The organism is Burkholderia sp. Ac-20392, assembly GCF_017104585.1.
Lineage (GTDB): Bacteria > Pseudomonadota > Gammaproteobacteria > Burkholderiales > Burkholderiaceae > Burkholderia > Burkholderia lata.
The window spans coordinates 21,941-41,492 of sequence record NZ_JAAGPB010000021.1 but is presented as its reverse complement, the minus strand read 5'-3'; the positions used below and the strand labels follow the sequence as shown (position 1 = coordinate 41,492).

At 62.2% G+C, this 19,552-nt stretch carries 27 protein-coding genes; 2 read left to right on the top strand and 25 right to left on the bottom strand.

From position 1 onward, the window contains the following. Nucleotides 1–20: 20 nt before the first annotated feature. The 20 genes from G3N99_RS05290 to G3N99_RS05195 all read right to left on the bottom strand — a co-directional run bounded on the left by G3N99_RS05290 (nt 21) and on the right by G3N99_RS05195 (nt 14,122). Nucleotides 21–1,196 (bottom strand): phage tail sheath protein, encoded by a 1,176-nt coding sequence (locus G3N99_RS05290; protein WP_206121836.1) that lies wholly within the window; start codon nt 1,194–1,196, stop codon nt 21–23. Nucleotides 1,197–1,233: 37 nt separating this feature from the next. Further along, complete coding sequence (locus tag G3N99_RS05285) at nt 1,234–1,677, bottom strand: phage tail assembly chaperone (protein ID WP_206121835.1); 444 nt, start codon at nt 1,675–1,677, stop codon at nt 1,234–1,236. A 24-nt stretch (nt 1,678–1,701) separates the two neighbouring features. Continuing rightward, complete coding sequence (locus G3N99_RS05280) at nt 1,702–4,641, bottom strand: hypothetical protein (protein WP_206121851.1); 2,940 nt, start codon at nt 4,639–4,641, stop codon at nt 1,702–1,704. Further along, nucleotides 4,641–5,204 carry a phage tail protein I gene (locus tag G3N99_RS05275; protein WP_206121834.1) on the bottom strand — a complete coding sequence of 188 codons (564 nt, stop codon included), beginning with the start codon at nt 5,202–5,204 and terminating at the stop codon, nt 4,641–4,643. The genes G3N99_RS05280 and G3N99_RS05275 overlap by 1 nt, the downstream gene beginning before the upstream one ends. Further along, on the bottom strand, nt 5,197–6,108 hold the full coding sequence (locus G3N99_RS05270) for a baseplate J/gp47 family protein (protein WP_206121833.1): 912 nt from the start codon (nt 6,106–6,108) through the stop codon (nt 5,197–5,199). Before G3N99_RS05270 ends, G3N99_RS05275 begins: the two co-directional genes overlap by 8 nt. After that, a complete protein-coding gene (locus tag G3N99_RS05265) occupies nt 6,105–6,476 on the bottom strand; it encodes a GPW/gp25 family protein (protein WP_091919536.1) in 372 nt (123 codons plus the stop codon). The genes G3N99_RS05270 and G3N99_RS05265 overlap by 4 nt, the downstream gene beginning before the upstream one ends. Then, complete coding sequence (locus G3N99_RS05260; protein WP_206121832.1) at nt 6,473–7,156, bottom strand: phage baseplate assembly protein V; 684 nt, start codon at nt 7,154–7,156, stop codon at nt 6,473–6,475. Before G3N99_RS05260 ends, G3N99_RS05265 begins: the two co-directional genes overlap by 4 nt. Nucleotides 7,157–7,243: 87 nt before the next feature. Further along, nucleotides 7,244–7,726, bottom strand: coding sequence for a phage virion morphogenesis protein (locus G3N99_RS05255; protein ID WP_346778471.1), 483 nt, complete (start codon nt 7,724–7,726; stop codon nt 7,244–7,246). Further along, on the bottom strand, nt 7,699–8,142 hold the full coding sequence (locus tag G3N99_RS05250; RefSeq protein ID WP_206121831.1) for a phage tail protein: 444 nt from the start codon (nt 8,140–8,142) through the stop codon (nt 7,699–7,701). Before G3N99_RS05250 ends, G3N99_RS05255 begins: the two co-directional genes overlap by 28 nt. Continuing rightward, a complete protein-coding gene (lysC, locus tag G3N99_RS41785) occupies nt 8,135–8,380 on the bottom strand; it encodes an Rz1-like lysis system protein LysC (protein WP_241011484.1) in 246 nt (81 codons plus the stop codon). Before lysC ends, G3N99_RS05250 begins: the two co-directional genes overlap by 8 nt. Then, entirely contained in the window at nt 8,274–8,708 is a 435-nt protein-coding gene (gene lysB, locus G3N99_RS05240; protein WP_206121829.1) for an Rz-like lysis system protein LysB, read from the bottom strand. The genes lysC and lysB overlap by 107 nt, the downstream gene beginning before the upstream one ends. Further along, nucleotides 8,705–9,511 (bottom strand): N-acetylmuramidase family protein, encoded by an 807-nt coding sequence (locus G3N99_RS05235; RefSeq protein WP_206121828.1) that lies wholly within the window; start codon nt 9,509–9,511, stop codon nt 8,705–8,707. Before G3N99_RS05235 ends, lysB begins: the two co-directional genes overlap by 4 nt. After that, nucleotides 9,508–9,780, bottom strand: coding sequence for a phage holin family protein (locus G3N99_RS05230; RefSeq protein ID WP_206121849.1), 273 nt, complete (start codon nt 9,778–9,780; stop codon nt 9,508–9,510). Before G3N99_RS05230 ends, G3N99_RS05235 begins: the two co-directional genes overlap by 4 nt. Before the next feature lie 5 nt (nt 9,781–9,785). Beyond that, nucleotides 9,786–10,130 (bottom strand): putative holin, encoded by a 345-nt coding sequence (locus G3N99_RS05225; RefSeq protein WP_206121827.1) that lies wholly within the window; start codon nt 10,128–10,130, stop codon nt 9,786–9,788. Nucleotides 10,131–10,149: 19 nt separating this feature from the next. Further along, nucleotides 10,150–10,356: a tail protein X gene (locus tag G3N99_RS05220; RefSeq protein ID WP_206121826.1), complete on the bottom strand. Its 207-nt coding sequence runs from the start codon at nt 10,354–10,356 to the stop codon at nt 10,150–10,152. Next, a complete protein-coding gene (locus G3N99_RS05215; RefSeq protein WP_206121825.1) occupies nt 10,353–10,676 on the bottom strand; it encodes a hypothetical protein in 324 nt (107 codons plus the stop codon). The genes G3N99_RS05220 and G3N99_RS05215 overlap by 4 nt, the downstream gene beginning before the upstream one ends. A 17-nt stretch (nt 10,677–10,693) precedes the next feature. Continuing rightward, entirely contained in the window at nt 10,694–11,176 is a 483-nt protein-coding gene (locus G3N99_RS05210) for a head completion/stabilization protein (protein ID WP_206121824.1), read from the bottom strand. Between the two features lie 102 nt (nt 11,177–11,278). Beyond that, nucleotides 11,279–11,938 carry a phage terminase small subunit gene (gene gpM, locus G3N99_RS05205; protein WP_346778470.1) on the bottom strand — a complete coding sequence of 220 codons (660 nt, stop codon included), beginning with the start codon at nt 11,936–11,938 and terminating at the stop codon, nt 11,279–11,281. 62 nt (nt 11,939–12,000) lie between these two features. Then, nucleotides 12,001–13,020, bottom strand: coding sequence for a phage major capsid protein, P2 family (locus tag G3N99_RS05200; RefSeq protein WP_091919560.1), 1,020 nt, complete (start codon nt 13,018–13,020; stop codon nt 12,001–12,003). 55 nt (nt 13,021–13,075) lie between these two features. Continuing rightward, on the bottom strand, nt 13,076–14,122 hold the full coding sequence (locus tag G3N99_RS05195) for a GPO family capsid scaffolding protein (RefSeq protein WP_241011483.1): 1,047 nt from the start codon (nt 14,120–14,122) through the stop codon (nt 13,076–13,078). A gap of 151 nt (nt 14,123–14,273) precedes the next feature. Here G3N99_RS05195 and G3N99_RS05190 point away from each other — a divergent pair, with 151 nt between their 5' ends. Together G3N99_RS05190 and G3N99_RS05185 are read left to right on the top strand one after the other, a co-directional pair. Further along, nucleotides 14,274–16,046: a terminase ATPase subunit family protein gene (locus G3N99_RS05190; RefSeq protein WP_206121846.1), complete on the top strand. Its 1,773-nt coding sequence runs from the start codon at nt 14,274–14,276 to the stop codon at nt 16,044–16,046. After that, complete coding sequence (locus G3N99_RS05185; protein WP_206121823.1) at nt 16,043–17,113, top strand: phage portal protein; 1,071 nt, start codon at nt 16,043–16,045, stop codon at nt 17,111–17,113. The genes G3N99_RS05190 and G3N99_RS05185 overlap by 4 nt, the downstream gene beginning before the upstream one ends. A gap of 39 nt (nt 17,114–17,152) precedes the next feature. Here the strand turns inward: G3N99_RS05185 and G3N99_RS05180 are convergent, their stop codons facing one another. The 5 genes from G3N99_RS05180 to G3N99_RS41780 form a co-directional block, all read right to left on the bottom strand. Then, on the bottom strand, nt 17,153–17,605 hold the full coding sequence (locus G3N99_RS05180) for a hypothetical protein (protein ID WP_206121822.1): 453 nt from the start codon (nt 17,603–17,605) through the stop codon (nt 17,153–17,155). 48 nt (nt 17,606–17,653) lie between these two features. Next, complete coding sequence (locus G3N99_RS05175; RefSeq protein ID WP_206121821.1) at nt 17,654–18,202, bottom strand: hypothetical protein; 549 nt, start codon at nt 18,200–18,202, stop codon at nt 17,654–17,656. A gap of 29 nt (nt 18,203–18,231) precedes the next feature. Continuing rightward, nucleotides 18,232–18,591, bottom strand: a complete 360-nt coding sequence (locus G3N99_RS05170; protein ID WP_206121820.1) for a type II toxin-antitoxin system HicB family antitoxin — start codon at nt 18,589–18,591, stop codon at nt 18,232–18,234. Continuing rightward, a complete protein-coding gene (locus G3N99_RS05165; protein WP_206121819.1) occupies nt 18,588–18,842 on the bottom strand; it encodes a type II toxin-antitoxin system HicA family toxin in 255 nt (84 codons plus the stop codon). Before G3N99_RS05165 ends, G3N99_RS05170 begins: the two co-directional genes overlap by 4 nt. 419 nt (nt 18,843–19,261) lie before the next feature. Further along, the gene (locus G3N99_RS41780; protein WP_241011482.1) at nt 19,262–19,543 is read right to left on the bottom strand and encodes a ribbon-helix-helix protein, CopG family; all 282 of its coding nucleotides are present in this window, start codon (nt 19,541–19,543) and stop codon (nt 19,262–19,264) included. Nucleotides 19,544–19,552: the final 9 nt, after the last annotated feature.

The window sequence follows — 19,552 nt, the reverse complement described above, 5'->3', positions numbered from 1 at the left end:
TGTGCGGTTTCGCGCGCCGGTTAGGCGTTGACCTTCGATGCGAAGTCGGCGAGATAGCGGTCGGTAATGCGTTGGCGCAGTGTGAGGTTTTCGAGCGGGGGAACCGGCGTGTAGTCGTAATCGATGTACGCCTGACCGGCCTTGAGCACGTCGGTCGTGTTCGGCTCCGGGTCGAACCACGACGAGCCGCCGATCAGGTAGCCGAGCGAAACCCACTGCCGAAACTTCCCGTTGATGCTCTCGATAATGTCGCGCGGCAGCGACGGATTCAGCGGCCCGTCGACGTTCACCATCTGCGCGAGCGCGATCGAATCGCCGACGACCTGCGCGGTGCGCGTGTAGTTCTCGAACGCGAACAGCGGGTCGTCTGAGCACGTGCGCGAGCCCCAGAATCGATAGCCGTTCTGATTGATCAGCGTCGTAACGTCCTGTTCGTTGAGGTAGCCGGCATCGGTCGACGGGTCTTGCAAATCCCACGACACATCCGCGCTGATGCCAGTCACGCCGTTGACGGCAACGTTGGACAGGGTCTTGTGCCAGCCGATATCGTTGTCGATCTTCGCGCGCAGACCCATCGCTACCGCGACGGCCGACAGTTCGGCGGTCGCGTTGGCGGTATCGTCCCACGCAAGGAAGTTCGGCCACAGGATCATCAGTTCGCGCGCGGCGAACTGCTTGCGGTACGCGGTCGCCTCTTCCTTCGTTTTCGCGCCAGCGGCGTACGCGTAGGCGAACCCCTTCAACGCCTTCGCGGTGGTCACGAGCGCATTCGCGACAGGCAGCGTGTCGAGGAACGGCGCGCCGAGAATCCGCGGCTTCACGCCGAGTTTCGATTGCGCCGTCAACAGCGCTTTCAGGCCCGTGTATTTGCCTTCGGCCGTCACCGTGCCGACAACGTTCGACGTGGTCGCCGCATCGTCGGCGCCTTCGGCGACGCGGACGATAATGGTCATCGGCTTGGTTTGCGCGCCGATGGCCGTCAGCACCTTACGAAGTGTGCCCTGCTTTCCGGCCTTCCCGAGCGCGGCGATAACGTTGGTGATGAGCACGGGCGTATCGAGCGGGAACGTCGCCGGGTCGGCATCCTTCGCCGTACACACGAGGCCGAGGATTGCCGTCGAAATGGAACGGATCGGCCGCGATCCCTGATTGATTTCGACGAGGGTAACGCCGTGGTGATAGCTGTCGAGCGCCATATTGCAGACTCCAATTGAAAAGGTGGAAATGACGCGATCAGGCGATCGCAGTCAGGAAATCCGGCGCCGCCGGCAGGTCAATATCAGGCCACTGTTTGGCATCGCTGATATCACGCAATGCCTGACGGTATTTGATGACGGCGGCGTACTGCGCCGCTGTCAGCGTCGTCCCTTCGCCGATCACCAACTCGTCTTGGTGTCGCGCGACAAGCCAGTCCGTCGCGGTCAGCGCCGCGTCTCGTTGCATGCGTTTCGTTTCGGCCGATTGCTCGCGCGTTGGCGGCAGAGGGGCCAGCGCGACGGCCGCGCCTTCCGCGTCGACGCACAGGCGCTTTCCGGCGCCCTGCGCATTGACGAGTGCGAGCCATTGCTCGTCCGTGATATCAATCACGACGGCGCCCGCCGGCGCGGGGCTGTCAACCGTGTCGTAGAACGCGACGATTTGGCGATTCGCGTCCATTTCAGCTTGCTTCTGTCCCATAGCACTAGCCTCAATTCAACCTTGTCAGAATCCGATTGCGATCCACGAACCGGAGATAGTCCCGTTCCAGTTATTGGCCGCCACGAACGTGGTTTTCGACTTACCGCCGACCGTCCATCGGTAAAGCGTGCCATTCGCGACGGCGTCGTCGGAAGCGCATGCGAGCGACAGGCATGCATTGGGGAACGCCACCGGAAACGCAATCATCGGGTTCGAATTTGCGGGCACGGAGACATTTCCCCACTGGATAATCAGCCCGCTCGGCAGCTTTTGGTAGCCGTTGCCGCCGAGCGATGCGTTGAACGATCCGGTGTATTTCAACTGCGCCGAACCTCCGTACACCAGCCATGTGCTGCCCGACCCCGACGACACGATGTAGATATTGTCGTTGATGCCTACCGGCAGAGACGACGTGCCGGACGTGCCGGCGAACGTGTCTGAGCCGTTCGAAGCCACGGTGAGCAGCGCGGCGCCCGTGTTGGTGATCCAAAACCCCTGCCCGGCCGGGATGGAGGCCACAGGCGGCAGGGATACGGTTCCGTCCGCCGCTCCGAAGTAATTCACCTGCTTGCCGAGGTCGGCAACGGTCAAGGCTCGAACTGGCGAAAGGTTAACAACACCCGAGAAGTTGCCCAACGCGCGCTGGACGAACTGCGTCGTCGCAAGCTTCGTCGAGTTGTCGAACTGCGATGCCGTGACGCCCCGACTCTGCGCAAACTGAATTGCCGCGCTACCGCCAGTGACATCCCATTCGGAAACGCCCCGAGAAACGAGCACGAGCGAGTCACCGACCTGCAACGTCACCGGCTGAACCTTCCCAGCGGACCAGATGAAGTCGTCGCCCTGCGTTGTGACCGTGATCGGCCCCGTTCCGAAATTCATGAACGTCAGTACGCCGCCATTCGGCATGGATGAACCCGCAGGAAGCGTAAGCACTCCGCCACCGGCCCCATACCACTGGATAGCCTGCCCGGCCTGTGCGGCCGTAAGTGTCGTGTTGGCGTTCAGCGCCGCAAATCCGGAGATATTCCCGAGCGCGCGTTGAACGAACTGCGTCGTAGCGAGCTTCGACGAGTTGTCGAACTGTACTGGCGTCTGGGCTACCGGGCTACGCGTGTAGTGGCTGATAACCGTCCAATTGGATGCATCCGACGTAAGTTCGACAGTTGCGCCGACATCGAGCAAGAACGTCGATGCCGCCGACGCTTGGTTATAGATGCTCGCGGAAGGCGTCAATATTGTCACGGCAGTGCCGTTTGAGGTCACATTTGTAATCGTGAACGAAATATTGTTCGTCGTCGGAGCGGGCAGCGTGATCGCAGACGGCCCGGTGCCGCCCGCTTCAACCCACGATCCAGAGTCGGAATTCGCGAGTGTGGCCGAGCCGTTGATGTATTTGCGAGTCTGGAAATTCCCCGACGCCTGCTGAACAAAGGCCGTCGTCGCGAGCTTATTCGAGCTGTCGAATTGTGGTGCGGTTCTCCAGTTTGCACCGGACATTACCGAGGAATACGGCAGCGATACCGAACCGCCGACCAATTCCCAATGGTCGATTCCGTTCGATTGCAGCGCCATCGTGTCGCCGCTGTTCATCACAATCTTCGAACCGGCCGCCGGGATCGTGTCCGTACCTTGCGCGGCAAACGTAACGGCTCCGACGCACATGCTATAGGCTTCGATGCGAGCACCGCCCGGTACGCCCCCGGCCGGGGGTAGCGTCAGCGTGAATGCCGCCGGGCCGCCGGTATAGATCACGGCGCCACAGACGGAACTCGGTAATGTCGCGGTCGCCGTGTACACCTCGAAGCCGGTCGCCTTCAAGCCTTGGCGTTGCACAAAGGCTGTCGTCGCGAGCTTTGTGCTGTTGTCAAACTGGGGTGCCGTCGTGAAATTCGCACCCGACAGTGCCGTCGAGTACTTCAATTGAGCACTGCCGCCAGTCGCAATCCACTGATTCGACGGAATGGCGACCAACAGCAAATTGTCGTTCGGGCTGACGACGACGTTACTATTGTTGCCGTTGCACAGAATCGTATCCGAGCCCGCGCGCGCCACCGTTACCGGCGCACTGCCGGAATTGTTGAACAGAAATGCCCCACCTGGAGGCATGGCGGAACACGCCGGCAGCGTGAAGGTAGACGCCGCGCCACCCCAGAAGTTGACCACCGTCCCGGATTGCTCTGCTTTCAGCGTCTGGCTTGACGTGTAGGCGCTGAACGCTTGGAAGTTGCCGAGTGCGCGCTGCACAAACGCTGTCGTCGCGAGCTTGTCTCCGCTGTCAAACTGCGGCTGTGTCACACTGGATTGCTTCCCGTTGAAAGCGATCGCTTCGTTCGTGAGCACCCATGTTCCGCCCATAACGTCCCATTCGGCCCCGCTACGGTTCACGAGGATGACGGCGTCATTAGGCCCGAGCGTGATTGAAGTGTTCGATGTGCCGAATCCCGCGCCGGGCGCATAGATGAATCCGCCGGCGGGTGCCTTGATCGTGAACGTCTGTCCGACCCCGCCTTGCGCGTAGAAATGGATCGCGCTGCCCGCATTGGCCCCGTTACCCGATGGCAACGTCGCGGTGCACGACGTGCCGCCAAACTGGACCGCACAACCGAACGCGCTCGCGTTGAGCACGGTGTCAACGCCATTCACGACCTGTACGTTCGCAAAGTTGCCGAGCGCGCGCTGCACGAACGAGGTCGACGCGACCTTCGTCGTGTTGTCGAACTGCGGGGCCTGCGGCGTCTGAGGCGAACCCGTGAAGGCCGGCGAATCGCTCTTTGCATATTGCGGATGCGGATTCGCCGCCGCTGCGTGCGCCTCTTGCTGATCCTTCAGGTAACGCGTGCGGTTCGCGAGCTGGCGCGGCTGTACGTTGTCTATACCATCGGGGCCGCCAACGACCGGGTCGGACGTTTCGAGCTGGTAAATCCCCTCTTCCCACTTCGAATTTTCCGCGAGATTTGCCATTACGTCGCACTCCCTCTGTTGTACTGGCCGTTGCGCTTCGCAATGCCGTTGTGTCGAATAGGCGCCGCACGGTAGTCGAGCGCGGCCAGCATCGAGCGTTGCGGTGCATAGCGCTCGAGGACGGCTTTCAGGTTTTCTGCTTGATCGCGGGTAATCGGCTGCGTCAGCTTTACGATGTATTGCGCCCACGCCGTCGGGTCGCCGTGGATGTAATCGCCGTTGCGCCGTACCGATCCGTCTCGACGACGAATTCCGCGCCCCTCGATCAACGTCACTTCGCCGAATCCGAGGCGGCGAATTACCTCGCGAATGGCCCACGGCGTGCCGCGCTTCTGGTGCAACTGGATCGCGGACTTGATCAGCGCGCGCCGGGCGTCGTCCGATTCAGCCAGCTCCCAACCGTCGACCGACACTTCGGCCGCCAGATACGGCAGGAACGATGCCGGACATTTGTCCGGGTTCCAGTAGTCGCGAATCGGTATCGGCAACGTGTCGACCGCCGCGAGCGCGTTCGCGGTACGCACTTCGAGCGTCGTCGCATTGGGCGGCAGGAGCTTAGGCATACAGTCCGCCGTATTCGATGACGACCTCGACGCAATACGACGCTTGCGTGCGGTCGATCGCGATATCGCCGACGGGTTCGATCAATTCGGTTCGCGAAAGCCCGGCGGCCTGACATACGCCTTTGATCGCCGACTCTGCGACGCCGATCCCGATTCGATGCACCTTGTCCGCGTATGCCTGCGCGTTTTTCCTTGCCTGCGCGATCAGAACATCGGCACCGACCCCTGTCCGGGTGTAGCACTTCGCGCGAATGCGATAGCGCACGATTTCGGCCGATTTCACCAGTACCGTATCGTTCAAGGGCCGTTGATCTTCCGCACTCAGCGCGGTTTGAACCGCCTGACACAGGGCATCCGATGCCGTCCCGTCGCCCTCGCTCGACAGCAACGACACGAGCACGTCGCCCGGTCGCGGCCGCGAGGTCTGCGCGTCGATGATGCGACCGTCGACCGCGCGCGCCTTCGTGACATACGCTGCCGAAGGGCCTGCGACGCTGAATCCCTGCGGCGCGAGCTGGATTCGCTCGCGCAAGCTGTCGTCGGTTTCCATGACCGCGTCGACGTTGTTCGCCGGATCGGCGGGCGTGACTACGAGGCGCATGAGGCCGAACAGCGCCGCGCGCTGTTCCAGATCGTTCCCCATCGCGAACGCGAGCATCACCGCGCGCACGGCATCATTTACGCGCTGACGCCACACAAGCTCGCGATAGCTGTTTTCCTGCAGGAGCCGCGCGAGCGGCTCTGATTCCAGTTCCAGGGTCGCGGCAATCTCGGCCTGTTCGTCGGCCGGCCAGAGCGAAACCATGGCCGCCTTACGCGTGGCGTAGATCGTTTCGAAGTCGAGCACTTCGAGCGCGTCCGGTAGCGGCAGGCTCGCGAGGTCGATCAATGCTGACGTGGTCATGCAACATTCCCTCTGTCCAGCGGAATACGCGCGCGCACGGCGTCGCCGGAAACGGTCGTGTACCCCTCGATATCGACGAACTGCTTTCCGGCATAGGCTTCGCCGACGGTGTCATCCTCGATCGTGAGTTGCACGCGGGTCAGCACGAGCCGCGGCTCCCAGCGCATCAGTGCGGTCGCGATCGCCGCATAGAGGCGCGTTCGCTCGGCGCCGTTGTTCGGCGCGTCAACCTGCCCGAACAGATCGGAACCGAACGTCCGGCGCTTCACGCACGCGGCGAGCGGCGTCGAAATGATCTTCCCGACCGATTGGTACAGGTGATCGAGGTCGGCGATAGCGCGGCCGGTTGTCGCGTTCATCCCTTTCATTTCGGTTCGCTCACGTCGTTGCCGTCGCCCTGTTCGCGGTGGGTGTGATGCGGCAGGCTGATCCCCTGCGACTTCACTTCGCCGGTGAAATCCGCCGCGCCGTCGATTCGCATCGTCTGGCCGCCGTCAGCGCCGCCCCGGCCGGTCATGCCGGATTCAAACGTGAACGGGCCTTCGACGGTCATTGACCGCGTTACGGTCACGTCGGCGTCGAGCATGACTCGGTCAGCCTTGACGGTTGCGGTTTGAGTGTTGACGTTGACCGCGCCCGGCGCCGTCACGTTGATGGTCGCCCCGGCCGGCAGGTCGACGCCGAGCACGTGCGCGGCATCGTCATATGCGACGACGGCGCCATCGCGGTATGTGCGCACGTCGGTATTCGGGCTATGGTCGGGTGCGGGATATGCGTCGGAGTAGAACCCGCAGAGCGCGACGCCCTGCGCGGGGTCGCCCATTGGGCATAGGAGCATGACCTGTTCGCCCTTGGTCGGCGCGCGCCAGTCGCGCGTGTTGCCGGCCGCAAGTGCGAACCAAGGAATCCAGTTCGTTTGGAGCGAGCCGATTTCGTCGTCCGGATCGCCGACCGACACACGGCAAAGCGCCGCGCCGTGGTCTACGTCGAGAATTGAGCCCTTGCGAACGGCGTTGCGCGCCTGTCGCTGAATTTCGTTAGCGTCCATGCCGGCCATGTTGCCGGCCGCACGCGCGCGAGGCGAGCGTCGCCCCGTGTGAGCGTCGCGGGTACAAAAAAGCCCCGGCGGTTGGGGCTATTTCGTGATGTGCTTGAGCAACATGTCGCGTATCAGCTCGCGATCGACGTCGGTCACGCCGAGCAGCACGCGCGCCGGGTACTTGTATTCCGGGCCGCCCGGCGCGACGCGACTGCGCTCGCCGAACTGGTGGATACGTGCAAGCCGCGCCACGCGGCCGTCGAATCCGATCGCGAGGCCGGTCGCATCCGTCTCGACTTTCAAGAATCGTCCCGTGCGCATCTTGACGAACATCGCCGACCGCTTGACGCGGCCGCGCTTGTCGCGTTGCCGGCCGCCGGGCTTCGCGCGTGCCTTACGGGCGTCGTATGCCGTTCCGTCTGGGTTCTTCTGGCCGGCGATGCGCTGCTGCTGGCTGCGACGCAGCGTCCGCGCAATGTCGCGCATGGCTGCAACCCTGCCGGCGGGTTCCAGGCGCGTGAGCAGGCCGGACAGGAACGATTCGACGACGCTCAGTTCGTCCACGGCTGCCCCGTCCACGTGATTTCGTCCGGATGCTGCGAATCGTCGACGTGCTCGATTGTGCGCGAGCCGTTGTCGTTGACCTTTACGACGACGCTTTCGGTAAGTTGGAGCTTGATCGACACATCAGACGTTTCATTGTCGAGAATGTCGATCTCGTATGTGATGCCGTGTGCGCGCTCGTCGGGGTTCAGCACCAGATCGGGCTGGTTCGCTCGTACCCATTCGATGATCGCGAGAAACAGTGCATCGGCATCGCCCGAGAAGTCGAGCAGCAGTGCATGACACACGTACCGATATTCGAACGACAAGCCCTTCGCGCCGGTTGCCACGAGCGAGCCGTTATCGATGAACACCGTCAACCGCTCCGGGCTTTCCACGAGCCGAGGGATTGCCGCCTCGATCGCAGCGCGGAGGCTCCCCGGCTTATTCATGCTTCGCCGTCCCGATATCGGCGTCGATTCTCGCCTGCGCCTTCGCCTGGCAGTCGACCACCATGTCGACCTTGGCCGCGCACACGCCCCACGCGCCCTTAGCCGCTTCGAATGCGTCGTGCAGCTCGCCGTTAGTGCGCGGCGCCATCGCCGGCAACGTGCATCGGCTGATCGGCTGGCATTGCAGCACTGAAAGCGTCGGCGCCGGTGTAAGCGGGGCTTGCTGACAGGCGGACAACGTCAGCAGGCAAAGGAGTATCAGCCCACGAGCGGACAGTCGGGTTTTCATGGATCACCTTGCGGATTTCTTCGCGTGCGGCCGCGAGCTTCGTTGCGACCTTGTCAGTCGACACGTCGAGTTGTTGCTGTTGGTGCGCCTTGTCGCTGGCATCCTGCCGCAACGTGCCGATTACGCTGTCGCGCGCTGCGACCGCCTGACCGGCACACACAACCTGAGCACGCGCGACCGCCAACTCGGCGCGTAGCGCGCGAACGTAGAGCGCACCGCCCGCGAGCAGCGCGAGCGCGGCCGCGCAGGCGACGAGCTTCACGGCGAGCGGATTCATGCGACCGCCTTCGCCGCGTCGGCGTACTTGTCATATGCCCGCGCGAGCTTCACGTCGTACAGGTTCCGTGCGTAGCCGGGGCCGTTGTAGCCGCGCGCGAACACCGCCCACTTGCGCCCCTTGAGCGCCGCGACGAGCGCCGGATCGGCCGCGACATAGCGCACGAACGCGTCGAGTTGATCGCCTTCGCCGTTTTCCATCCGCGCGACGAAGTCGTCGACGCTGGAATAGCCGAGCCGTTCCCAGTGGTAGCCCATCACCTGAAAGGCGCCCCAGCTCGCCGATTCGTATGCGGCGCCGGCGTCGATCAGCTCGGCGGCCGCGAGTCGCGTGTATTCGGCGGCGCCGCCCTGATAGCCGCCGGTCGCCTGCGAGCAGATATTCGGGTACTTCGCCGCGATGGGCGCCGGATCGATGCCGCGCGCTTCGAGGCGCTTCCAGAAAATATGGCGTTCAAACAGGATTTTCGGTCGTCCGCCGGACAAGAAGCCCAAACCGGTCGACTCGACTTCGTTCACCGCTCGCACGCATGCGACCGGCACGCCGAGCCGGTCGGCCGCGCTCACGATATCGGCGTCGGCGAGGTGCTTCGGATCGCGCCGGCCGGTCGCAATCGCGGCGAGCGTCTTCGGCCCGGCGATACCATCGTCGACGAGGCCGGTTTGCTTCTGGATGGCCCTGACTGCCGCTTCGGTCGCGTCATCGTAGACGTGCGTCACGTCGACCGGGTAACCCGCACGGGTAAGACGCCGTTGCAGCAGCCCGACATCGTCGCCGTAATCGCCGAGGCGATGCGTTTTCATGATTGTTCACTCCGCAAAAGCCGCGCGACATTGCCACGCGACGCAAACACAAACAGCGCGATCAGCGCGGCGGTCGCCGCATCGAAGAAATCGACTTGCTCGACGTGCAGGGTCAGATTGATCGATGCACCGCCGGAAACGACGACGATCGCCCATGCAACCCAAGACACGTGATATCGATGGCGCGCACCGTTTCGCCGGTAGGTCAGCACACGCACGAGCGAGGCGAAGTGCGCAGCGAGCGCAACGACGGCAAATGAAATGTGCATGACTGTCACTCCCCTTTTTTGAGGAACGCGAGCAGGTCGGCCGATTTCAGCCGGTCGATAAGCTGCAACGTGACCGTGATGACGAGTGCGGCCGCGAAGAAGCCTGCGACGCCGGTCGAGTGGATCGGCGTCACGTTGACGATTTCCGGCGCCGCGATATAGCCCATCACCAGCGAAATCAGCATGTACGCGATCCGGGTGAACACGCCGATTTCCTTCGATGTGACGACGACGAGCGCCGCGCCGGTGAATGCGCCGATCAGCGCGTTACCGTCGATGCCCGGCGCGAGGCCCGCGACCCCGATCGCGGCCGAAAGCGCTGCGGCGGTAGTGGTATTCGGTTCGGCCATTTCGCCAGCTCTCCCAAGGTCAATCAAACAATTGCACGAGCGGCGCCGTGCTCGCGACGGTTTCGATTTCGGGCAAGTAGACGATCGTCCCCATTGGGATGACGACGCCGTAATCGGCTAGGCCCGCATTTGCTTCGAGCACTGCCTCGACCGTTCCATCCGTTCGGCCGTAGTAGCGCCAGCAGATCAGATCGACCGTGTCGCCCTGCTGCGCGGCGACGTTCATCGCTGAAGGATCGCGATGACGGCGGCCAGCAAGAACGACGAGGCGGCCGGCATCAGCACATCAAGCACTTTCCATCCGTCCCACTGCCACGGGAACAGACCGACGTTCCACACCGTGACCGTCGACGCCGCGCCCTTCGCAGCAAACTGCACTTCTGCGGTTTTGCGTGACCAGTACCAGACGACGACCGACGCCGCGCCAAACCATACGTTGCCGGTCGCGAGCGTCATCGGAACCTGAATCGCGAGCCCTTCGAGGCAATGCGACAGCGAGCGGCGCCAGCGTGCGCCCTGAATCCATGCGAGAAGTTGCGTCAGCATCGTGAGTCCTCCGCCGTTCAGATCAGATCGATCGTGCTGCGGCGAATGCCGCGAATGTCGTTCATCGCCCATCGCGCGTTTCGTCGCGATTGGCAAACCGTTTCGTCGAGGTTTTCGGCCTTCTGGCCGCCCGACTTCGTCGAGTCGTAACCGCTGTATTTCTCCGTGATATCCGCATGCGTCAGGCTGTAGACCGCGCGCTCGTAGCGGGATACCTGGATGCTGACGCCGTCGACCGTCGGCGCCGGCACCGACGCGAGGCCGGCATGACCGGCCGCAACCTGTACAGACCGCCACTGCGCAAGGTCGGCGTTCACGGTCGATATCGCCTCGATCACGGCGCGTCGTAGGCGCTCGGCCGTCACGGTTCCGTCGAGCTTCGTCGACTCGCGCAGATCGCCAATGTCGATGTCAGGAAACCATCCATCGTTCGCGACCGTCGCGACGGCGCCCGGTGCGCCTTCCGTGGTCGTTCGTGCGGGGGCGATAAAGCTACTCATGACCGTGACTCAAATATAGGAGGCGGTGGGCCGGCGTTCGTGTCCCGTTGCCGTCAGGTGTAGGGATCAGGAACGCCGGCGCCGCCTTGCCGGGTGGGCTCTTTACGTGCGGGCGGCCTTGCGGCGGCCGTCCGCATCGCTCAACAGGGCTTCCAGTCGAGCAATGTTCTGTTTCACGCCGGCGCGGTCGTCGAGCGACAGCGCGGCTTTGAAGTTCTGTACGGCTTGACTCGCGCGCCCCCAATCTTCGGCGCCGTCGAGCTTGTCGTCGCCGATGAGGTTCATCGCCGTCATGCCGATCGCCTTGAGCAGCTTCGCGCGAATCTGGTCGTGCATGTCGAGGTCGGCCGTCAGGTCGAGAATTTCGACAAGGTGCTCGATGACGAACGGCTCGCCGTTCTTCGCCGCGACCAATGCAGCCGTCGCGAATTCTTCTGCAACCGCTGCGCCGACCGAGCGCTCGTATTGATCCGGCAGCGTCAAGCCGTGATGCAGCGCATAGCGAGCGATATCGAGTGCGCCGACGTAGTCGCCAGCATCGATGCGCCAGATCATGACCGTCATCAGCACATCGTCTTGACCGCCCCGCCCGCCGGCGAGCGCGCCCGACACGTATGCGTCGTACTCGGGCAGCACTTCGCGCTTCACTTCGACCTTTCGAGCGACGGACTGAATCGACTTCAACCGGCGCTTGTCGGTCACGAGCTTGACGAGCATCAGCTCGTACTGGCTCGCGCCGGCGAGCGATTGGCCGGGCGCCACCGAGGCGGCCGCCTGCGCTGCGCGAATGCGCTGTTGGTGTCGGCGTGCGGGGCTGGTCATGGTCAGGCTACCGGCTCGATTTCGATGTTTTCCACGATCGCGCCACAGCCGTAGTCCTCGACGACATACGCTTCGTTGCTCGACTCGTAGTTTTCGATTTGATCGCGCTTCGGGTTGTCGATCAGCGAGCGGCGGCGGCCGCCGTTCTGGAAATAGATAGACAGGTTGTCCAGGCGCGTGACCATCAGCGTGTTTTGCGGCACGAACGGGGCGGTAACCGCCTGCTTTCCGCCCACGCGCTTGCCGCTGATGACGAGGTCGAGCGCAGCCTGTTCGGTCGCGACGTTCGCGCCGTTCACGAGCGGGAAATACTTGTCATGCAGCAGGCCGCTACCCATCACGACGACGACGGACGGATCGTCGCGATACCACTCGTCGAGCAGTTGAAGCGCGTCGATCACGAGCGCGTCGAGGTTCTTGTAATCGGCGCCGGCGACGTTGCCGACCTTGACCTTTTTCGAGTCTTTGACCGCTTCGTGCATCACGCGATCGGGCGCATTGAGGCGATATTTCTGCAGCCAACCGACATTCACGTCTTGCAGCAGCGGGTTTGCCGCACGATCGGACGTGGCCGACCGCGAAGCGCCATTGAAACCGACGCAGATGCGATCGAGCGCCGTGCGTTGCACGATCGCGTCACGAATGCGGGTCTGGAAATCCGGCAGGTGCGCCCACGCGTCGAGGCGCGAATAACGAATCGCCGTATCGAAATTCGTCTGCGTGCAGACGTAACCGTTGCTGTCGAGGCTGGTCGGATCGATCGGCGCGCGATCCTGCTTGCTCGTGTCCGTCGTGCTCGCGATCGGCTGGCCGATGCCGAGGCCGACTTTCTCGCCGCTTTGCGGGTCGACGCCGATCATGTTGATCCGCTGAAGGAACGCGCTCGACTGCTGAATGCGGCTCTCGAGCTTTTGCTGTACGGACGGGCTGACCGTGAATTTGGTGTTCGCGTCGGGAACGCCGTTCAGGTCGGCGATCGCCTTCACGTAAGCGTTGTACGCGAGCCGGGTTTCGTTGCGCATGGGTGATTCTCCGAATCGATGAGGGGTGAAGCCGTTCAGGTGTCGACGCGACCGCTTAACAGTCGGTCTTGTGCTCGGCGCTCGTGCCGGTTGCCGGCGGTCGTTGGTTGCCGCCGGGCTGCGTCGACAGATTGGCGTTCAGCTCGGCCAGCACGCGGGCCGTTTCGGCGTGTGCTGCCTTCTCGGCCGTCAGGGCAGTATCGAGCGACGAAACCTTCGTCGTGAGTTCGTCGACACGGGTCGACTGATCCTTCGAGAACGTCGCGAGTGCTTCGACGGCCTGCGTCATGTCGGAAAAGCGCTTGTCGTCGCTCGCGCCCTTCTCTTTCACGAGGCCGAGAATTTCGCCGACGCGTTTGAACACGGCGAGGCCGACGCCGGGCGCCTGCGCGGCTTCGAATTCGATCACCGTTTCTTCGGCCGCCGAAAACAGGTTTTCGGGGCGTTGCTTCCGGGCGTTGAACGGGTTTTCCGCGCCTCGACCGGCCGCGAACGTCAGGATTTCGGTGCCGAGGCTTGCCGGACTGTCGGTCACGGCGAGGCCGACGAGATATGCCTGCTTCGTGTCAGCGAACGAGAAATCGATCTCGACCGACGTGTAGACCTTCTGCTTCGCGTTCACCATGTCGATGAGCGCTTGCGTCGGTTTCAGTTGCGCGTACAGCGCGAGTTTGCCTTTCAGCGGACCATCGGCGATTTCTTCCGACTTGAGCCCGGTAACGTCGCCATACGCGCCGAACGGCTGATTCGCCGACATAGGTGCGTAGCCGCGAATGTGCTCGCAATTCATGCGAGCGCCGTACAGTGCGGGGTCGTACTGCGCCGCCATCTGCTGAATCCATTCGCGCTCGATGGTACGGCCGTCGGTCGTCGCACCTTCGACTGCGACGCGAAACCATTTCGTCGTCGCATGCGTGCCGCTGACACCTGCCACCGAACCGATGCCGAACGCGGCGGCGCCAGCCGCACCGATGCCGCCGAGCACGTCGGCATGTTGAATGCCTGCGCCGACCGCCGTCGCTGCTGCATGCGCGTCGATCGCGAAAAGCGATGCCATCGAGCCGACAGCGATCGCGAGAAGCGACAACTTACGTTTGAACATCGTGTGTACTCCGACAGGTGATTGGGTGAGCGTTTCGTGTGATGCCATGTTCGCGGTTTGCCCGCCGACGCTCAACGACTAGCCCCTGTCGTCTCCCTGTATACAAATGCCGGCCATGCGCGCGCGCGCGAACGACCGTTACGCTTTCGGCATGCTCAATACCGCCGACAATCCGATTATCGAAATCGACCCGCGTAAGTCTGCGCGCGCCCTGTTTTTCCAGGGTTGGCGTGTGTCGTCGATCGCGCGTCACATGGGAATCAAGCGCGCGACGGTCGAGGCATGGAAGCAGCGTGATGGATGGGCCAAGGCAAACCCGCTCGATACCGTCGAGTCGACAATCGAGATGCGCGTCAATTCGCTGATCGCCAAGGATCAAAAGAACGGCGGCGACTACAAAGAAATCGATCTTTTGATGCGTCAGCTCGAACGCGCGGCACGCATCCGTCGATACGGCGAGACTGGAAAAGAAGGCGACCTAAACCCGAATATCGCCGCACGCAATGAAGCGCCTAAGCGCAAGCCGGCGAAAAACGAGTTCAGCGACGAGCAGCGCGACCGGTTGCTCGAAGCGTTCCGCGACTCGCTTTTCGACTACCAGAAAGTCTGGTTCCGGAACGGGCATCAGCGCACGCGGAACATTCTCAAATCGCGGCAGATCGGCGCAACGTGGTACTTCGCTCGCGAAGCGCTGGCCGACGCGATCGATACCGGCCGCAATCAGATTTTTCTGTCGGCCAGTCGTGCACAGGCGCACGTGTTCCGCCAGTACATCACGCAGTTTGCGCGCGAGGCGGCCGACGTTGAATTGACCGGCGATCCGATCGTGTTGCCGAACGAGGCAATTCTGTACTTTCTCGGCACGAACGCACGCACCGCGCAGAGCTATCACGGCAACTTCTATTTCGATGAGTATTTCTGGGTTCCGCGATTCAAGGAACTGAACAAGGTCGCGTCGGGCATGGCCATGCACAAGCAATGGCGCAAGACGTATTTCTCGACGCCGTCGAGCATCGGACACGAAGCGTTCCCATTCTGGAGTGGCGCGCACATCAATCGCGGCCGTGCGAAGGCCGATCACATCCATTTCGAGGTCACGCACAAGGCATTGTCGCTCGGCCGACTCTGCGAGGATCGGCAGTGGCGCCAGATCGTCACGGTCGAGGATGCCGCGCGCGCCGGTTGCACGCTGTTCGACCTCGACGAACTGCGGCACGAGTACAGCGCCGAGGAATACGCGAATCTGTTGATGTGCCAGTTCATCGACGATACCGCGTCAATTTTCACGCTCGCAAACCTACAGCGCTGCATGGTCGATTCCTGGGAGTTGTGGGAGGACTTCAAGCCGCTGACAGCACCTTCTCGCCCGTTCGGCTACCAACCTGTCTGGATTGGCTATGACCCGGCGCTGTCGGGCGATAGCGCCGGCTGCGTTGTCGTTGCGCCGCCGATCGTCGACGGCGGCCCGTTCCGCGTGCTCGAAAAGCACCAATGGCGCGGCATGGATTTCGAGGCGCAAGCCGAGTCCATCAAGAAAATCACCGATCGATACCGCGTCGACTACATGGCGATCGATACGACCGGCATCGGTCAGGGTGTGTATCAGCTCGTGAAGCAGTTCTATCCGCGCGCCGTCGCGTTCAACTATTCGCCAGAGGTAAAGGGCCGGCTCGTGCTCAAAGGGCTGTCCGTCGTCGGCAATGCACGGCTGCAATTTGACGCCGGATGGACGGATATGGCCGCCGCGTTCATGGCGATCAAAAAGACCGTCACGCCGAGCGGGCGAAACGTCACATACGAGGCATCGCGCAGCGAGGAAACCGGCCATGCTGACCTTGCATGGGCCGTCCTGCACGCGATTTCGAACGAGCCGTTAGAAGGCACTGCGGCACGCAAAAAAGGAAAGGTGGAGATTTACTCATGAAGAAACACACGACGCGCGCGCAGCACGCTAACACTACCCCGAGCGCGGCTGATACGTCGCGGCCGGCGCAGTCGACCGCTTTCACGTTCGGCGATCCTATGCCGATCATGAGCCGGGCCGAACTGCTGGACTATGCCGAGCTTGTGACGATCAACGGATGGTATGAGCCGCCCGTGAGCTTCGCGGGCCTGTCAAAGATTTTCCGATCCGGTACACATCACGCGTCGGCGATCTACTTCAAACGGAACGTGCTCGCGTCAACGTTCATCCCGCATCCACTTATGAGCCGCGAATCGTTCCGCCGATGGGCGCTCGACTGGCTTATTTTCGGGAACGGCTATCAGGCGCCAGTGCGCAACCGTGTCGGCGGCGTCATGCGATACGAGCCGCCGCCGGCGAAATACATGCGACGACGTACCGACCTGCAAACCTACGTGCAAACGAACGGCTGGCAGGCCGTGCACGAATTCGACCCTGGCGCTGTACATCACCTGATCGAAGCCGACGTGAATCAGGAGATTTACGGCGTGCCGGAATATCTCGGCTCGCTTCACGCGGCCATGCTGAACGAGTCGTCAACGCTGTTCCGCCGCCGCTACTACGAGAACGGGAGTCATGCCGGCTTCATCCTCTACCTGACCGACGACAAGGCCGGGCAGGACGATATCGACGCGCTGCGCGATGCGTTGAAGAGCGCGAAGGGGCCGGGCAATTTCAGAAACCTGTTCTACTACGCGCCGGGCGGGAACAAGGATGGGATGCAGTTGATCCCGGTGTCAGAAGTGGCCGCGAAAGACGAGTTCTTCAACATCAAGAACATCACGCGCGACGACTTGCTCGCCGCACATCGTGTGCCGCCACAATTGCTCGGCATCGTGCCGAGCAATACGGGCGGGTTCGGCGCCGCCGACACGGCGGCCCGCGTGTTCGGTCGTAACGAAATCGCGCCGCTACAGACGCAGTTCACGGCGTTTAACGAGTGGGCAGGCGATGAGATTGTGCGTTTCGTGCCGTACAGCGTCGATGCAGCTACAAACGGAACCGCCGGCAATATGCCGGCGGTGTAGTAGCTTATCCCGATAGGTATGACGACGGGATCGCCGCGATCAGATTTCGTCCGGACTCGTAACGCGCACACTCAGTATCTCGATGTGCAGCGGATTCACTTCGACGGGGAATGTTTCAAGTTCGTCGTATTCGCTGACCTTGATAAACAGGTCGCCACCGCGTTTGTCTGCATCTACCAGTTGCAGGCAGTTTTCGGGCCCGACGACCGGCACGTACTCGCGAAGCGTGAGCCGAGCATCGTACTCGCCCGCCTCAACTACGACACGCTGGCGCTCGCGTTCCGGGACCGACGGGTACCCGGCAAACGCTTGCGAATGCAGAATGCGCACGCGGAAAGTCAGATATTCGAGTCGCGTATACCCATTCGCGTTGACCATCTGCGCGTCAACCTGCAAATCGGTACCGTCTCGAAGCGTAAAGCCATTTTGCTCGATCGCTTCGCGCGTGAGGCGCAAACGGAAACGTGGAATATTGGCGGGATACCCCGCCATGTCGCACTCCCATACCGTAATCTTTGGCATTTCTTTTGGTCCCTCAGTTTATGCCGGCGGGGTGCCGGCGATCTTTTTCATATTTCCCGCTAATCGTTGCCAGTAATTCCCCGTGGCTTGCTTTTTTAGCGTGTCAAGTAAAGGCCGTCCACGCGTCTCTGCACGCGTGATTATCGCGAGGCAGCCGACTATCATCGCGTGATTCCGTTCCTTCGGCATTTCGCGATGGCTCTTGGAGAGCATGTGGAAATTTATGCGGAACGCACGGATGTGCTCGTAGACGTAGGCAACGTCTCTTGCAACATCCGCGCCAAGCAATCCGATCTTCGCGGCGTTCTGTTCAAACAGCGGGCTGGCCGGAATTGGCCACTCGCTCAATGTCAGTCCTTGCTCACTGATGGCCAACGGCATCATCGCCTCAAGACCAGCCTTTAACATCGGGAACGCGTCACCGTGCGATTCGAGTTCGCCGGCAAGCGCACCGGCCAATGCCTGCCCGTCTCGAAAGCGTCGATAGTCTTCCGCAAGGAAATTATTGAAGTACCCGCCGGCCATAACGCCAAGAAAGCCAATCAACGCCCCATTGAGATCAGACATCTGTCCTGGCCCTCCTCAATTATCCCCGTTTAAGCATGTGTAACGCGGTCGAGCACTTCACGCGCCGCACGCCCGAGCACCTCTTCCGACCACTGATTGATGCTTTCGTTTGCCATCGCCGCCGCGACGCCTACCGCCGCATGCGTCTCCGGATTGATGCGCAACATCAGCTTTCCAGACGCCGGCTTTTGCGGCGCCCGATCCATGCGTGCGCACTCATCGAGATAGTGATCGACGGCGGAATGGAAATCTTCCGTCAGCTCGGCGACCGTCTCACCGTGGAAGCTGATTTTGTCGTCGACGCCGAGCACATGCCCGACAAAAATATTGTCGCGGCCGTCGAAATCGACGCGGGCGTAATAACCCTTGTACGTCATTGCGTTGGTCATGGCTTAATCCCCATTTCGTTGAACCAGTCGCGCACATCCTCAACCTGATAGCGCTTTGCCTCTTTGCCCGGATGCGGGCGATGCAGGTATCGGCGCGTTCCGTTCAGCTCGAAGGCGATGCGCGACCCGGCGCCTTCGTGAATGCTGCCGCCCAACGCGACAACCAAAGCTTCGATATCCGCGAACACGATCCCACCCAAGGTCGGTTTCGTGTAGATCGCGGTCAGCGTGCGGGCGTGTTTCGTTTTCATGGGTTCATGATAGCACAATTTGATATCATCTGATATCGAATGATAGCAAAAATCGCTATCGTTGCCTAAGTCTCGTGGACGCGATAGCGGGCTGCTAGCGCCCCCGGGTGTTGCGGGGCGCCGTCGGCATTGCCGATGCGTCCCGAGCCCGGCCAACGGGCTGAAATCGTGCGGGCGGCCGAGGTTTGGCGCCGGGGCCGCCGCGCGGACATCTGACCCCGCGCCCGGAAAATCGCAGTCCCCTCCCCGCCTGCCCGCCTCTCTAAATGGGTCGTTTTTGATGCGCCGGCCGGGAACTGCGGAACCGCCCGCCGGCGCGGGATTCCAGCGATTTCGCATGGTGGGAAATTGATGCGCTTTGGTGCGTAAACCTGACGAAATAACGCGCCGGCCTGTGACCCCGGCCGGCGCAGCCAGATTTAGCCGGCCCGGCGTGCCGTCCGGCTCTCGAAATCGTCGATCAGTCGCGCCGCGCCGAGCGCGAGCGCGGCATTCCGTGACACGCCCGACGCCTTCGCGACCTGATCGACGCGGGCGAGCAAGTCAGGATCGATATCGACGCTGATTTTTACCTTCGACCGCCGCGCGGCCGGCTTTTCGCTCGGCACGGCCGGCGTTTCGGCGCGCGCGTCGGGCGCGCCGGCGATGAATGCACCAATCGCCGCGTCGTCGCGTGCGGCCGGCTTTCTCGAAATCGACATTTGAACCCC